The sequence below is a fragment of the Anaeromassilibacillus sp. 1001302B_160321_C8 genome (genome assembly GCF_015554745.1).
Taxonomy (GTDB): domain Bacteria; phylum Bacillota; class Clostridia; order Oscillospirales; family Acutalibacteraceae; genus Anaeromassilibacillus; species Anaeromassilibacillus stercoravium.
Genome location: NZ_JADNJD010000014.1, coordinates 24,036 through 40,113, shown reverse-complemented (window position 1 = coordinate 40,113; position 16,078 = coordinate 24,036). Strand labels below are relative to the sequence as shown.

The 16,078-nt window shown below is 54.2% G+C and carries 8 protein-coding genes and 1 tRNA gene; 4 read left to right on the top strand and 5 right to left on the bottom strand.

The features are described 5' to 3' along the window. Positions 1 to 104 precede the first annotated feature (104 nt). A complete protein-coding gene (locus I2E77_RS09985) occupies positions 105 to 1,973 on the top strand; it encodes a heavy metal translocating P-type ATPase (protein WP_195451157.1) in 1,869 nt (622 codons plus the stop codon). A 502-nt stretch (positions 1,974 to 2,475) separates the two neighbouring features. Here the strand turns inward: I2E77_RS09985 and nifJ are convergent. Next, complete coding sequence (gene nifJ, locus I2E77_RS09980; RefSeq protein ID WP_195451156.1) at positions 2,476 to 6,042, bottom strand: pyruvate:ferredoxin (flavodoxin) oxidoreductase; 3,567 nt, start codon at positions 6,040 to 6,042, stop codon at positions 2,476 to 2,478. Between the two features lie 442 nt (positions 6,043 to 6,484). On the opposite strand from nifJ, the gene I2E77_RS09975 reads away from it, so the two are divergent. From I2E77_RS09975 to I2E77_RS09965, 3 genes are all read left to right on the top strand, one after another. Beyond that, positions 6,485 to 7,804, top strand: coding sequence for a hemolysin family protein (locus tag I2E77_RS09975; protein ID WP_330608924.1), 1,320 nt, complete (start codon positions 6,485 to 6,487; stop codon positions 7,802 to 7,804). A gap of 381 nt (positions 7,805 to 8,185) precedes the next feature. Then, positions 8,186 to 8,731: a QueT transporter family protein gene (locus I2E77_RS09970; protein WP_087231084.1), complete on the top strand. Its 546-nt coding sequence runs from the start codon at positions 8,186 to 8,188 to the stop codon at positions 8,729 to 8,731. A 57-nt stretch (positions 8,732 to 8,788) separates the two neighbouring features. Further along, a complete protein-coding gene (locus I2E77_RS09965) occupies positions 8,789 to 10,180 on the top strand; it encodes a TrkH family potassium uptake protein (protein WP_237966914.1) in 1,392 nt (463 codons plus the stop codon). A 636-nt stretch (positions 10,181 to 10,816) separates the two neighbouring features. On the opposite strand, the gene I2E77_RS09960 is transcribed toward I2E77_RS09965, so the two are convergent. From I2E77_RS09960 to I2E77_RS09945, 4 genes are all read right to left on the bottom strand, one after another. Beyond that, complete coding sequence (locus I2E77_RS09960) at positions 10,817 to 13,474, bottom strand: TasA family protein (RefSeq protein ID WP_195451155.1); 2,658 nt, start codon at positions 13,472 to 13,474, stop codon at positions 10,817 to 10,819. Between the two features lie 342 nt (positions 13,475 to 13,816). Continuing rightward, the gene (locus I2E77_RS09955) at positions 13,817 to 14,479 is read right to left on the bottom strand and encodes a potassium channel family protein (RefSeq protein WP_087231079.1); all 663 of its coding nucleotides are present in this window, start codon (positions 14,477 to 14,479) and stop codon (positions 13,817 to 13,819) included. Positions 14,480 to 14,679: 200 nt separating this feature from the next. Beyond that, positions 14,680 to 15,303 (bottom strand): potassium channel family protein, encoded by a 624-nt coding sequence (locus I2E77_RS09950; protein WP_237966916.1) that lies wholly within the window; start codon positions 15,301 to 15,303, stop codon positions 14,680 to 14,682. Positions 15,304 to 15,890: 587 nt separating this feature from the next. After that, positions 15,891 to 15,967, bottom strand: a tRNA-Arg gene (locus tag I2E77_RS09945). Positions 15,968 to 16,078 lie beyond the last annotated feature (111 nt).

The window sequence follows — 16,078 nt, the reverse complement described above, 5'->3', positions numbered from 1 at the left end:
CCGCACGTACTTCTTTCTAAAAAATTTTTTGCATACTTGACAACCTATACCCGTATAGGTATTATATACATATACCCCCATAGGTATAGAAAGAAGGGTGCTCTATGCAAGCATTGGAACGGTTTTTAGAATGGGGCGGGCTGAAAAAAGACATCGCCTGTCTTGTTCTCTCCGGGATTTCCTTAGTCATCAGCATTTTCCATTTGCTTCCCCTCCCCTTTGACGCCGCCTGGGTTGCGATTATCCTTTGCGGCGTCCCCATCCTTTTGGAAGCCTTCATCGGGCTTGTAACCGCCTTTGACATCAAGGCCGATGTGCTGGTGTCCATCGCTTTGATCGCCTCGGTGCTCATCGGGGAAGATTTCGCCGCCGGTGAGATCGCGTTTATCATGCAGCTGGGCGCCCTTTTGGAGGATCTGACCGTCGCAAAAGCGCGCGCCGGCATCGAAAAGCTGGTCCATCTAACCCCCCAGACCGCCCGCAGGCTTGCCGGCGGCCAGGAGGAAATCATCCCCGCCGAACAGGTTTGCGTGGGCGACCTGCTCCGCGTCCTCCCCGGGGAAACCATCCCGGTGGACGGGAAGATCGTCTCCGGCGAAACGTCGATCAACCAGGCGGTCATGACCGGCGAGTCCCTGCCCGTGGACAAACATCCCGGTGACCCGGTATCCAGCGGGACTGTCAACCAATTCGGTTCCTTCGATATGAAGGCGGCCAAGGTGGGAGAGGACAGCTCCATCCAGCGCATGATCCGCCTGGTGCAGTCGGCAGACGCCGGGAAAGCGAAGATTGTCGGCATTGCAGACCGGTGGGCAACCTGGATTGTTGTGATTGCCCTCAGCGCAGCCGCCTTGACCTGGCTGATCACCGGGGAGATCATCCGGGCGGTGACCATTCTGGTGGTCTTTTGTCCCTGCGCCCTGGTCTTGGCCACCCCCACCGCCATCATGGCCGCGATTGGGAATGCCACCAAACACAGCTTTCTCGTGCGCGAGGGCGACGCTTTGGAGCGGCTTGCGTCCGTCTCCAAGATCACGTTTGACAAAACGGGGACGCTCACCTATGGGAAACCGGAGGTCGTCGCCGTCCACAGCCTTTCGGACCATTTTGCAAAGGAGGACCTGTTCCTCTACGCGGCCAGCGTCGAATCGCACTCCGAGCATCCCTTGGGAAAGGCGATTGTGTCCAGCTATGGCCGCAAAGGCAAACAGGAACTCTCCCCGGTTAACCAATTCCAAATGCTCCCGGGGCGGGGCGTAAAGGCGCGGATCGACGGGAAGGAAGTCCTGGCAGGAAATGGGGAACTGCTCGCGGAGGAAAATATTCCGACTCGTGCGGCGAAAGAACCGGCCGGCCGGTATCTCGGCCAGGGGTGCACGGTCATCTATCTGGCGATCGATCACACCCTCGCGGGATTCCTTGCGCTCTCCGATACGCTGCGCGAGGACGCCAAAGCGATGATCCGCGCTGTAAAGGAGGCAGGCGTCACCCCCGTCCTACTGACCGGCGACCACGAGAATGCTGCGCAGACCATCGCCCAACAGCTCGAAATCGACGAGGTCCATGCGGGCTGCCTGCCGGAGGACAAGCTACACTGGATTGACGCCTACCAGAAGGAGCGACATTATGTCTGCATGATCGGGGACGGCATCAACGATGCACCCGCACTGAAAAAGGCGTATGTGGGCATCGCCATGGGCGGCGTGGGAAGCGACATCGCCGTGGACGCCGCCGACATCGCGCTGGTCAACGACGACATCAAGGAGCTGCCCCACCTTTTGCGCCTGGCAAAGCGCATGATGGTCACCATCAAATGCAATTTGACGTTCTCCATGGCCCTAAATTTCATTGCGATCGTCTTGGCGATGACCGGCATTTTGAACCCTGTGGTCGGCGCGCTGGTCCATAATGCGGGCTCTGTGCTCGTCATCGTCAATTCCTCCTTGCTTTTGAAATGGAGGAAAAAGCGCTAAGAAATCTTCCATGTATCATGTATTTTTACCCCGCAGACATTTAAAAACAAATCGCTCATTCGCTTTTATGATCTCTTGAATGTACCATTCCTACTGAAATACAATTGTCAGAGAACCAGCGGCTTGGATTTTCAAAGCCGCCGGTTCTTCGATTGTATATATACAAATTGTATAATTTAAATTAATATATCTATTTGTTATATCCCTATTGGATTTCTTTGATGCGGTACCTCCCCCAGCAGCAGTGTTACGTGCAGAACCGTATTTTAAAGCATGGAGTGCGCCATCATTTCTGCCGTGGTGTAACGTTTCTGTGTTCCTGGATGCTCCGCTGGGGTTCTCGAGGATGTTCCCAATGATTCTGAAAATGATATGGGAAAACAAAACCAAATATTGGGTTCCAATCGTATTTCCTATTGCAACATAAAAAATCCCCTGCTGCGTGATGCAGCAGGGGATTTCACCTGTTGTGTCAAAAAGGGATTTGCTGGGGGAATGCGATTTATTCTGCGATCTCGCCCTTGGAGAGCTTCTCGAGGTGCTCGTAGTTCTCCTTCGCGACCTTCTCTGCCTCTGTGAAGAGCTTCTCTGCACGCTCCGGGAACGCACGGGTCAGGGAGTTGTAACGAACCTCGCCCATGATGAAGTCACGATAGCTGGCGGTCGGCGCCTTGCTGTCGAGATGGAACGGATTCTTGCCCTCTTCCTTGAGTCTCGGATCATAGCGGAAGTTCTGCCAGTAGCCAGCCTCAACTGCCTTCTTCTCTTCCTTCTGTGCAATGCTCATGCCGCCCTTGATGCCGTGGTTGATGCAGGGAGCATACGCAATGATGAGGGACGGGCCGTTGTAGCTTTCTGCCTCGGTGATCGCCTTGATGCACTGGTTGTAGTCAGCGCCCATTGCAACGTGAGCAACATAGACATAGCCATAGCTCATTGCGATAGCCGGGAGGTCCTTCTTCTTCGTCGCCTTACCGGTTGCCGCGAACTGTGCCACGGAGCCGATCGGGGTGGACTTGGAAGCCTGGCCGCCGGTGTTGGAATAAACCTCGGTGTCGAATACCAGGATGTTGACGTTCTCGCCGGAAGCGATGACGTGATCCAGGCCGCCGAAGCCGATGTCATATGCCCAGCCGTCGCCGCCGAAGATCCACATGGACTTCTTCGCGAGGAAGTCTTTGTCCTTCAAGGTCTTCTGGGACAGCTCGCAGCCAGCCGCCGCAGCCTTCTCCAGCTCCGGAATCAGAGCGTCGGTCGCCGCACGGTTGAGCTTGCTGTCGTCGAAGGTATCCAGATAGTTCTTGCAAGCTTCCTTCATCTCCGCGGAGGACTTATCGGAAGCTGCGATCTGCTCAACATATTCGGCCAATCTGCCGCGGATCGCCTTCTGAGCGAGCGTCATGCCGTAGCCGAACTCTGCGTTATCTTCAAACAGGGAGTTGGACCATGCCGGGCCATGTCCCTTCTCGTTGCGGGTGTACGGAGTAGCCGGTGCGGAACCGCCCCAGATGGAGGAGCAGCCCGTTGCGTTGGCGATATACATTCTGTCGCCGAACAGCTGGGTGACCAGCTTAGCATACGGGGTCTCGCCGCAGCCTGCGCAGGCGCCGGAGAACTCAAGCAGCGGCTGCTTGAACTGGCTGCCCTTGACGGTGGTCTCCTTGAACTTGTCGATGACTTCCTGTTTCGGGCCAATCTTGCGGCCATAGTCGAAGCCTTCCTGGCTCTGCAGCTGGGTCTCCATCGGCTTCATGACGAGCGCCTTCTCGCCCTTCATGCCCGGGCAAACCTGTGCGCAGGAACCGCAGCCGGAGCAGTCCATCGCGGAAATGGTCATTGCGAACTTCATGCCCGGCATGCCGGTCATGTCCTTGTACTTCATGCCAGCCGGTGCATTGGCGGCCTCTTCCTCTGTCAGAGCGACCGGGCGGATAACCGCGTGCGGGCAGACATAGGAGCAGAAGTTACACTGGATGCAGTTCTGCGGGTTCCATTCCGGAATATCGATTGCAATGCAGCGCTTCTCATAAGCGGAAGAGCCAGCCGGAGCCGTGCCGTCCTCCATGCTGAGGTCGACAAACGTGGAAACCGGCAGTTCATTGCCCTTGTATTTGTTGCAGGGATTCAAGAAGTTCTTGACATATGCCACGGTGTCCGCATTGCCCTCGATGGCAACGTCGGCCTTCGCCTCGTCCACGGCGTTCTTCCAGGACTCCGGCACATTGACCTTATGGTACTCGTTCGCGCCGCGCTCGATGGCCTCGTGGTTCATGGCGACGATCTTCTCGCCCTTCTTGCTGTAGGACTTGGTAGCGGCGTCCTTCATGTACTGGATCGCCTGGTCCTTCGGGATGATGTTTGCGATGCTGAAGAATGCGGACTGCAGGATGGTGTTGATGCGGCCACCCAGGCCGATCTCCTTGCCCAGCTTCACACCGTCGATGGTGTAGAAGTTGATGTTGTTGTCCGCGATATACTTCTTCATCTTGGCCGGCAGGTGCTGGTCAAGCTCTTCATCGCTCCACAGGCAGTTCAGCAGGAAGCTGCCGCCCGGCTTAACGTCCTGAACCATGTCATACTCGTTGACATAGGACGGCTTATGGCAGGCTACGAAGTCAGCCTGGCTGATATAATAGGTGGACTTGATCGGCTTGTCGCCAAAACGCAGGTGAGAAACCGTCAGGCCGCCGGACTTCTTGGAGTCATAGGCAAAATAGCCCTGTGCATACATATCGGTGTGGTCGCCGATGATCTTGATGGAGTTCTTGTTTGCGCCGACGGTGCCGTCTGCGCCCAGGCCCCAGAACTTGCAGGAGGTGATGCCCTTCGGCGTGGTGTCCGGGTTCTCCTTGATCTCAAGGGAGAGGTTGGTCACATCGTCCACGATGCCAATGGTGAAGCGCTTCTTCGGGGTCTCGGACTCCATGTTGCGGTATACAGCGACGATCTGGCCCGGGGTGGTATCCTTGGAACCGAGGCCATAGCGGCCGGTGTAAACCTTCACGGTGCCGAACTTGGTGCCGGACAGAGCAGCCAGCACATCCAGATACAGCGGCTCGCCGATGGAACCGGGCTCTCTGGTGCGGTCGAGAACGGAAATCGTCTTCACCGTCTCCGGCAGGACGTCCGTCAGATACTCCGCTACAAACGGACGATAGAGGTGAACCTTCACAAGGCCAACCTTGTCGCCGGCAGCGTTCAGATAGTCAACCACTTCTTCTGCGCATTCGCAGACGGAACCCATGGCGACGATCACGCGCTCTGCGTCCGGTGCGCCATAGTAGTTGAAGGGCTTGTAATCGGTGCCGATCTTTGCATTGACCTGGTTCATGTAGTCAACCACAACGGCCGGCAGCTCGTCGTAATATTTGTTGCCAGCCTCGCTCGCCTGGAAGAACGTGTCGTCGTTCTGCGCAGTGCCGCGGGTGACCGGATGCTCCGGGTTCAGGGAACGGCGGCGGAACGCATCAACCGCATCCCAATCGAGCATGTCGGCCAGATCTTTGTAATCCCATACTTCAATCTTCTGAATCTCGTGGGATGTCCGGAAGCCGTCGAAGAAATGGAGGAACGGCACGCGGCCCTTAATAGCAGCAAGGTGCGCCACAGCGCCCAGGTCCATAGCCTCTTGCGGGCTGTTGGAGCAGAGCATCGCATAGCCGGTCTGACGGCATGCATACACGTCGGAGTGATCGCCGAAGATGCACAGCGCATGAGTCGACAGCGAACGGGCGGAGCAATGAATAACGCTCGGAAGGAATTCGCCTGCGATCTTATACATATTCGGGATCATCAGGAGCAAACCCTGGGAAGCGGTGTAAGTGGTGGTCAAAGCGCCAGCCGCGAGGGAGCCATGCACTGCACCGGCAGCGCCTGCTTCGGACTGCATCTCCGTAACCTGTACTTCTCTTCCGAAAAGATTCTTTCTGTTTGCAGCAGCGTACTTGTCCGTCTCATCCGCCATCGGGGAAGACGGGGTGATCGGATAGATTGCGGCAACGTCCGTAAACGCATACGATACATGCGCGGTGGCGGTATTGCCGTCCATGGTTTTTCTTTGTCTTGCCATTCTAATATTTTCCTCCTTTTAAGGATCTTGTAATCTCCCGGTACAATTTACACCCACACTGTACCAATCTAAATTTTAGCATCTTTTATGGCGCATGTAAAGGAAAAAAACCGGATTTATCCAGAGAATTCCGCAGAATATTCGTTTTGCCCCCATAGAAAAATTTCTTTCCCAGGCCGGGCCAATCCTCTTTGCTCCGCCAAAACGCCCTAGCGGCGCATAACTTTTCAAAATGGGCGTTCCGTAGGGATTATGCCGCTGTATCGCGATTGACAGCTCCCCTCGGTATAGGCTAAAATAAGAATCACCATACTATTCTTATACTATGCAGGTTTTCACCTGCCGAAAGGGGAAAAATTTATTTATGCCTCCGGAACCCGCAGGCCATTTATGGCCGCTGTCAACGAGTGTCCAACCCGCCCAGGCGGAATCATCCTTCTCTGTGTTTTCCATTATCCTGCTGATTATCTTGATCTTGGTCAATGCGTTTTTCGCAGCGTCTGAGATCGCAGTCATCACCCTGAACGACAACAAGGTCCGCAAAATGGCAGAGGAGGGCGATAAGCGCGCTAAGCGCGTCCTCAAGCTCACCAAGGATTCCAGCCGTTTTTTGGCCACCATCCAGGTCGGCGTAACATTGGCAGGTTTCTTGACCTCAGCAGCGGCTTCGCAGACATTTGCCGGGAAACTGGCCGACGCGCTATCGTTCATACCCATTTCGCACGATATCCTCTTTGGCGTGTCCACCGTCCTGGTCACCCTGCTGCTCTCCTATTTTTCGTTGATCTTCGGCGAATTGGTGCCGAAAAAGATCGCCATGCAGCGGGCGGAATCGCTTTCCTTTAAATTCTCCGGCATTTTAAACGCGGTCTCCTCCATCTTCCACCCGTTTATTTCCTTCCTGACCGCATCGACCAATTTCGTGCTCAAATTGATGGGATATGACCCCAACAAAGATGAACAGACGGTCACCGAGGAAGAAATCCTCATGATGGTGGACCAGGGCGAAGAAACCGGCGTGATCGGGGAGAGCGCCAAGGACATGATCTCGAACATCTTCGATTTCAGCGACGCGACCATCGACGAGGCGATGACGCACCGTACGGACATCACTGCGGTGGAGGACACCGCAACCATCCAGGATGTTGTGAACCTCTCTTTGGAAGACGGCTTTTCCCGCATCCCCGTATACCACGAGGATCTCGACAACATCATCGGGATTATCTATGTGAAAGACCTTTTAAAATATGTAGGGAAGCAGACGGACGACCACATCCCGCTGACCAGCCTGATGCGGAGCGTCTATTTCGTCCCGGAGACCAAGCAGTGCAGCCAGCTCCTCACTGAAATGATCGAGCGCAAGCTGCAAATCGCCATCATTGTGGACGAATACGGCGGCACCGAGGGCCTCATCACCATGGAGGATCTGATGGAATCCATCGTGGGCAATATCCAGGACGAATACGACCACGAGGAAGAGGATATCTATCAGGTGGACGAGAACAAGTTTACCGTGGATGGCACCACGCCGATCGACGAAATTTCCGACCTTGTGGGCGTCGAACTGCCGGAGGGCGAATATGACACCATCGCGGGCCTTATGGTGGAAAACCTGGGGCGCATCCCAAAGCCGGAGGAACATCCGAGCATCGACATCGACTGCTTGACCTTGACCGTCCTGGCGGTGGACGACCGCCGGATTGCGAAGATCCTGATCGAAAAGCACGTCCCGCCAAAGGCGGAGGAAGGAGAAGCATCCTGACCGCATCCCAATCCGGATGCCCAGGGGGTGCCAACATTCTATATAGGCAATTCTGATACCAGCCAAGCGCATTCATGCGCTTGGCTTTTTTGTGCTTTATACAAGGTATACGCACCCAAAATTCCGCAGGCTATCCCCTGCAAAACACCCGGTTTTTTCGTGGGTTTTCGCCTGCCTCCGGAAACCGCGGCCGCCACAAAAACGACGCGCTGCGGGGAGCCATTGCCCTCCGCTAAAACGATTCACAAAATGTTCATTTTTACCTTGCTTTTCTCCGCGAATTGTAGTACATTATAGGGGCCGTCCAGCATGGATCATGCGGGCTGGGCACCGGTCAGTCGCAAACTCCTGACCTAAAAGAAAACTACGGAGGAATCTCAAATGAAAAAACAAACCCGAAGCACGGTTTTCCTGGCGCAGGGCGCCATGATTGCCGCCATCTACACGGTCCTGACGCTTCTGGCCGCCACCATGAACCTGGCCTATGGGCCGGTCCAATTCCGGTTTTCCGAAGCGCTCACCATTTTACCCTTGTTCACACCCGCAGCAATCCCTGGGCTGACCATTGGATGCCTGCTGAGCAACCTGTTCAGTGGGTATGGGGCGGCCGATATGATTTTTGGCACGCTTGCCACTCTATTGGCAGCCATAGCCACCCACATGTTGCGGAATGTAAGGATCAAACATATCCCTTGGCTGGCGCCATTGCCGCCGGTCGTTTTTAACGCCGTCATCGTCGGCGCAGAAATCGCGTTCTTTGCCCCAGAAGGTTTCCTTTGGGCCGGTTTTGCCGCTTCTGCGCTTTCCGTCGGCTTGGGGGAGCTGGCTGTTTGCTATATCTTAGGTTTGCCCCTGGCGGTATTCATGGAACGCACAGGGCTTTCCCGCTATTTGACCGATGGACCGCTTCGCCTATCCAGCCGTTAAGGGCAGCCAAAACTGGCTGTCCTTAACATAAACTGTCAACCACAAGACTATTTCGAGGTGATCGAATTGCAAGAAAGCTTTTCCTTATTCAAACGTCTAAAATCTGTCCCCCCCGTCCGATTGATTGTCGTCAGCTTTTTTGTTGTGATCATGATCGGTACAACGCTTCTGACGCTCCCCATCACAAGCCGCAGCGGGCAATTCACCGCCGTGATCGACGCGCTGTTTACCGCGACCTCCGCGACCTGCGTAACCGGCCTGGTCACATTTGACACCTGGACCCACTGGAACGTGTTCGGGCAGGTTGTGATTATCCTCTTGATCCAGACCGGCGGCCTGGGTGTGATTACCTTCACAACGGGCTTTACTCTCCTCGCCCGCCGGAAGCTGGGCTTGCGCGAATTGCAGCTCGCGTCGGAAAACACCTCCGGTGATACGATGGACGTCTATCAATTGGTTCGGACCATTTTGATCTTCACCTTTAGCAGCGAGTTGATCGGGGCAGCCGTTCTTGCACTCCGTTTTGTCCCCAAATTTGGCGCCCATGGAATATGGATCTCCGTGTTTACCGCCATATCTGCTTTTTGCAATGCCGGTTTTGACATCCTTGGCTTTGAAAAGCCGGACAACAGCTTAATCGGATATGCGAACGATCCATTAGTTTGCATTCCTGTGGCCCTATTGATCATTGTGGGCGGCCTCGGATTTATTGTGATCCATAATATTTATTATGCAAAGCTGTTCCCCAGCTTGAAAAAGAAAAAACGCTTGCCGCTAAACCTGCATTCCCGCGTCGCCATCTGCATGACGGTCGCCCTGCTTGTCATCGGTACGGTTGGTTTCCTTGCTTTTGAATGGAACAACACACTGGAGGGGAAAAATTTCTTCCAAAAGTTGTTGGTCTCCTTCTTCCAATCGACCAGCGCACGTACAGCGGGTTTCGCCTCTGTAGATATCGCCAGCGAGCACGATATCACAAAACTCCTGACGGTTATCTTGATGTTCATCGGTGCGGCGCCTGCCGGTACCGGCGGCGGTATTAAGGTGACTACATTCGTAGTCTTGGTGGCTACGGTCGTCAGCGTCATGTTTGGTAAAGAAGATACCACGTTAAACCATCGCCGGATTGAAAAGGGCACTGTTTACCGCGCCTTGTCCATTACAACTGTCTCGATGTTGGTCGTCTTTTTTGCCACAGGGGTTATCCTTGCCACAAACGACCATCCAATCAGCGCGATTGACGCCCTTTTTGAAGCAACCTCCGCATTTGGCACCGTCGGCCTGACCGCCAGCTTAACTCCGACCTTAAATTGGATTTCAAAATTTGTCTTGAGTTTGACAATGTTCATCGGGCGCGTTGGCCCTATTTCCCTTGCCTTGGCCATCGCGATCAAGCGTGCCCGCAACAAAGGGGCTATCCTGCCAGAAGGCAAAATCGTCGTCGGATAAAGGCCGCCTGGTAACGGTTGGCCAAAGGGCATGCCGCTGTTTACCACCCTGAGGGCCGGCGTCACCGGACGTGCCCTGTGTGGACAGCCGTCCATTTCCACGCAGCCCATCTCCGATGCCCTTGAGGAAACCTTTTATCGGGCTTCCCGCAACAACACACCTTCCAATAAAAGGGGTTCGGCCCGAATGCATTGGGAGGATTGGGAAAGGCTTATTGCTTGCGCCCCGCAGGCAATAAGCCTTTTTTGCCGGTCCTGCTCCCCAAGGGGGTCCCGCCCGTCCCTCTGCCCTTTCTGGAGGGACAAGGCCTGCTTCAGAAAGGCCCCTAGCTAGCCCCTCTAATTTCCAAATCTGTGCGCAATCCTCATCCGGGCAGGGCTATGCCTCTCCAGGAAAAGGCCCCTTCCCCACTTCGTACATACCTTTCCGCCGGTGGCCCCGTGCTTCTATAGGGCTGTGTCTTGGCTGCGCGAAAGCCGATAAAGCAAACAAAGGGCCCGCATTTCGAAACGAAATGCGGGCCCTATCGTTTATATTCTTCTCCCTTTGAGAAGGTTCAGCCGGCAATCCAGCCGCTCCCCTCCTTCCGGGGACGCTGCCTTTCCAAAAGGTTTTCTATAGCAGGGGCTATAGGGATCACATGGCGTCGTTGCCAGAGAACTCCCCTACATAAACATTCTCTGCTTCGCCGGTGTTGTTCACGCTTCCCGTGGCTTCGCAGTCCTCTGCCGGGTCGCTCAGCATACCTGCAAAGCCGCCCACATAGATTCTGCCGGCCATGCCGGTGCTCTCGTTGCTGACATTGCCCTTTGCGCTGGAATTGGATGCCGTGCCGTTCATCCAGCCGATCAAACCGCCCAGGGCGATGGTGTCTTCATCCTGCATATCTCCGGTCATCGTCACATTGCCGGAAGCCGTGCAGCCGTCGACCGTTGTATTCAAGTATCCCTCGCCGATCAGGCCGCCCACATAGACAACGGAGGTTGCCGTTCCTTCCGCCGTCACGTCCGCAGTGGACGAGCAATCCGTCAATGTGGAATCGCCGATGGCATCACCGGCCACACCGGCCAGGCCGCCCAGATAGCAGGAACCCCCTGTATCGTCCCAGGTAACCGTACCGCCGATGACATGGCAATTCTCCACGTTGGTGCTGCTCAAAACGCCTGCAAGGGCGCCGCCATATTCGCCTGTGGTGACCTGCGGGTCTACCAGCACGACATTTTTGATCTCCGCATTTTTGCAGTATGTAAACAAGCCCGCATATTTCAGAGGCTTTTCATCCTTTGCAGCTTCTACATGCAAACCCGTGATCTTGTAGCCGTTGCCGTCGAAGGTGCCGGTAAAGTTGTTTTTGCTTTCTTCCCCGCCGATCGGCTGGAAATCAACGTCAGAGAGGTCAATCCCTCTTGCAAGCTTGTAATAGCCGTCCAAATTTTCGTTGATCTTCTCGAAATCGCTGGCCTTGCGGATCCAGATCGCCTGCTCCTCCGAGCTGCCGTCGCCGTCCGTATACAGCATATCTTCGTTTCCTGCCAGCTCGCCCACATAGGTTTCCGCTGCCGAGCCGGTGTTGCTGACGTCGCCAGTGGCGGTGCAGCCCTCTGCCGGTTCGCTCAGCGATCCAGCAAAGCCACCCACATAGATTTTGCCTGCCGTGCCGGCGCTCTCGTTGCTGACATTGCCCGACGCGCTGGAATTCACCGCTGTACCGGTTACCCATCCAACCAAACCGCCCAGGGCGATGGTCTCGTCATCCTGCGTGCTGCCGGTCATGGTCACATCGCCGGAAGCCGTGCAGCCGTCAATGGTCGAATTCAAGAACAAACCGCCGATGAGTCCGCCCAAATAGACCTCACTTTTTGCCGTCCCCACAGCCGTCACATCCGCAGAAGACGAGCAATCCTTCAGGACAGAACTGCCAGTGTCCTCGCCAATCAAACCACCTATAGAACATTCGCCCTTCGTGTAATCCCATGTGATGCTGCCGCCGTTGACCTGGCAATTTTCAATGCGGGTGTTGCTCACAACGCCTGCCAAGGCCCCGCCGTACCGGTTCGTTTCCACCTGCGGCGCTTCAAATACAAGGTTCTTGAGTTCCGCGTCTTTGCAATATCCGAACAGGCCCACATGGAGCATCTGTTTCTCCCCTTTGATCTGCATCCCCGCGATCGTGTATCCGTTGCCGTCCAAGGTGCCGGTAAATGTCTCCGTTTTGCTCCCAGCGCCTCCAATCGGTTCCCAAATCATGCCCGAGAGGTCGATATCCGATCCCAGCTCATAATACCCGTCCATATTGTCGTTGATCTTGCTGAAATCCTCTGCCGAACGGATCCAGATGGCCTGCTCTTCCGAGCTGCCGTCGCCGTCCGCTTTGAATGCGACTTCAAAGGAAGCGGTCTTATCGGTTGTAGAGACCTCAACGGTCGCATCCGGGTCCGCCAGCACATAGCCTGCGGGCAGCTTATTCGCGTCAGGCTTGAGCGTCATGGTTGTTTCCCCTTCGGGGAAGGCCACCAGGTAAGAGCCGACGGTTTCGCCGTCCTTTACCCACTGGACCGTTGCCATTTCGGCTGCGCCTGCGCCTTCGTCGGTCTGGAACGCCTTCACGACCAAATTGCCGTGGAAGTGTTTGCCTTGGTATTCATTGCCTGCTGTCTCCGGCAGATATGCGCCGACCACATAGGTCTGCTCACCATTGCCCGCTGGCAACGCCAGGCCGGGTGTATAGGATGTGCCTTCCGAATCCGGGTTAAGGTTGTCCGCTATGGGCGTCCACGACCCGTTGACCTTCTCAAAGAGAACCAGTTTCAACACATCTGCCAAGCCGTTCGTGCAAACCGCCTCACCGTTTTGACTGCTCTGCACAATGGTCTCCGTTCCGTCGGCATTTTCGGTAATTGCAATTGCTTTCTCGCCGCCTTCCGGGCATGTCGCGCTTGCCATATCCAAAGCTTCCACTGAAAGCTGGATATAAGCCGGGAGTGTCCCCGCGTTTTCCACAACGACCGGCTGAAAATAGACCGGTTTTGGGTCATAGCCATCCACATTTGCATTGCCGTTGCCCGCATCGTTGATCTCTGCCAAGAAATTTTGATACTGCATCGGGCGCAGGTTCACAAAGGTCAGGGGTGCGGTAGCCCCTTCGCCCGGCTCTACAGTGATGTCCAAAACGCCGGCGGTAAAGTCCGCATCCATCTTCTCCGTATCCGTAAACCATGCCATGGTCCCGCCTATCAGCAGGCAAAGCACCAGCAGGATGGATACGCCTGATAGCAATACTCTCCTTTTTTTCATGCCGAATCCTCCTCGTTATAAATGATTAATCTATCTACAGCAAAATTCCACGGCAAAAGCGTGCCATTTCGCAGTAGTATTGAATTAATAGAATTTAAATGCGTTCTTTCTTTTATTTATACATTGTATAATATAGGATGATTTTTTTACCATTCTTTGGGTTACATGTCAATCCTTCAAACAATTTGTATATATTATACGATAAAAGCAAATAACATCTGGAAAAATTGCGCTTTAAAAAACTGCATCTTGTTTGTGTGACTTTTATCCAGCAAAATGCATAAAAGCACGTGTGTATTTTTATACACACGTGCTTTTTCGGTTTTCTATTCTATTGCCCGATCACTTGCGTTCCCGCAAGACACGCAAAAGCTGTTTCTGGCTCTTGCCCTCGCACACAGCGACAATTTCATCATTCGCATGGATCACCGTATTACCATTTGGGATCATCATTGCATCCCCGCGGACAATCGAAATCACCAGCGAACTCTCTGGGAGGTCGACATCTTTCAGCGTAACGCCCTCCAAAGCGGTATCCGGCGGCAAAGTCATTGTACAAATGCCAGCGCGGCCCTTATTGAGCGTTGCCAAGAGATGCATTTCCGCGATATCGACTTCCTGTTCAATCAAATTCGTAATGATTTCCGTGCTGCTAACAACAATATCCGCTCCCAAGATGCGCAATGCATCCATGTTCCGTGGATCGTTCGCCCGTGCAATCACTTTAATCGCCTTAAATTGGCGCTTCGCGAGCTGGGAAGCCACCAGGTTGTCCTGGTCCTGGCCAGTCACCGCGATGAAGCAGTCCGCATTCTGTGTCCCTGCATCTTCCAACGTCTCAATCTCTGTTCCATCGCCGCAGATTACCTCGACATCCAGCTCATTCGCCAGCCGCATGCAGCGAAGCTTATTCTTTTCAATCAAACGCACATCATGCTTGCGGTCCAGCATAATCGTGGCCAAATGATAGCCTAATTTTCCGCCTCCAACGATTACAATACGCATCGTCTTTCCTCCCAGATAATACTATCTGTATTTTTATGTTTTAAAAATACAATCTGTTTCATTATTGTCTTAAATTTCCGAATATAGCCTTTCCCCGCTTTGCAAAAGGCAGGTGCAATCTGGCCGGGAGGCTCCCCAGCCCTACTTGACGCCCGCTGTATTGCAACAAAGGGCGGAGCGAAGGCAATCTCCCGGAAAACTCAATCGATAATCTTGGCAAACACTAGGCGGTCATTTTCCATAATCAACTGATCCTTCCGCCCGGTGTTAAGCACCATTGTCCCATCCGCATGTACAACGCCAAAGAGGATCTGCCCTTCCTTCATCGGGAACCGGTCCAGGGAAAGCCCATACCAAGCGCGGTCCGCTTCCTTGGTATAGAACCCCGCAGTTGCCGTCCCAAAGGTCACCTCTTTGGAATCCCAGGGCTGCGTCAGGGCGGCAAACATCGCGTCCCCGGCGAGCTTTGTGTGGCAGACGGTTTTTAGGCCGAACCGTTTAAAAACCTTTTCGCGCGCCGGATCTGAAATGCGCGCGACCACATTCTGGACCCCGAAAAACTCTTTTGCAATCTGTGAAATCGTGATATTCAGATTATCGTCCGGCGTACAGACCGCCACTGCATCACAGCTTTCGATCCCCGCATTTTTCAGCACATGGGTGTCCATGGGAAAGCCTGTAACAGTCATCCCATTAAAATCATCTTCCAACATCCGGAATGCATCGGTGTCAGAATCCACGATTGCAACATCGTGGCCATGATGGTCCAACAGCTCCGCCAAGCGTCTGCCCAGACGGCCGCATCCAATCACTAAAACGTTCACCCAGAATCTCCTCCCGGCAATTCAATTTGATTTTCTCCGGTGCTTGGGAAGGGCAAAGCCCATACCGCCCCATGCCACCTGGTTTCTAAAAGGATCTTTATCACGCCCCGGCCTGAAGCCAAAGGCGCTGCTCATACGCGTTTTTCCCGGTTCGATCTCGAAGGCAGGTTCATAAAAACGCATTGTATGACATCATTTGCGCTGGAGCGCCTTCCTTTTTTCTGCTTCTATACAACAAAAAAACCTTTTCCCAAAAAAGGAAAAGGGTATCCATCACGGCTCTAACGGCCGTTTGACGCAACATATGCTATTTTGTTGTACGGATCACAAGCGCCGGCCTCCATTCCATTCTCCAGTATGGGATACAAAGCCAAGTCCTCCTTCGTTGCTGGCAACGGCCATTCGCCTGCCCAGCAGCCACAAAATTGACGGAACCAGAGAACCCCCTGGAAAAAGCCCTTGCACGGGGCACTTCCATCTGCTGATTGATCCAACGATGCAGCTCCCTTCGCCTGAACCCTTTCAGATTCAGGCCGCCGGGACCCGGCGAAAGAAGGATGCATCCCGTGTGGGTCACCACACATATTTGGCCCGCCCGGAGGGATTCGAACCCCCGGCCTTCAGAATCGGAATCTGCTGCGATATCCAGCTTCGCTACGGGCGGATGAAGACTGTTAGTAATTATAGCACGCCCTTGGACAAATTTCAATCATTAGTTTCCCAAAACTAGGGGATTTTCCGCAGGCATTCCCAGATAAGGTTGTGCTTGAAAACT

Coding starts and splice junctions, on each gene's coding strand:
- I2E77_RS09985 (WP_195451157.1), top strand. CDS start 105: ATGCAAGCATTGGAACGGTTTTTAGAATGGGGCGGGCTGAAAAAAGAC.
- nifJ (WP_195451156.1), bottom strand. CDS start 6,042: ATGGCAAGACAAAGAAAAACCATGGACGGCAATACCGCCACCGCGCAT.
- I2E77_RS09955 (WP_087231079.1), bottom strand. CDS start 14,479: ATGCGTATTGTAATCGTTGGAGGCGGAAAATTAGGCTATCATTTGGCC.
- I2E77_RS09970 (WP_087231084.1), top strand. CDS start 8,186: ATGAAAAAACAAACCCGAAGCACGGTTTTCCTGGCGCAGGGCGCCATG.
- I2E77_RS09960 (WP_195451155.1), bottom strand. CDS start 13,474: ATGAAAAAAAGGAGAGTATTGCTATCAGGCGTATCCATCCTGCTGGTG.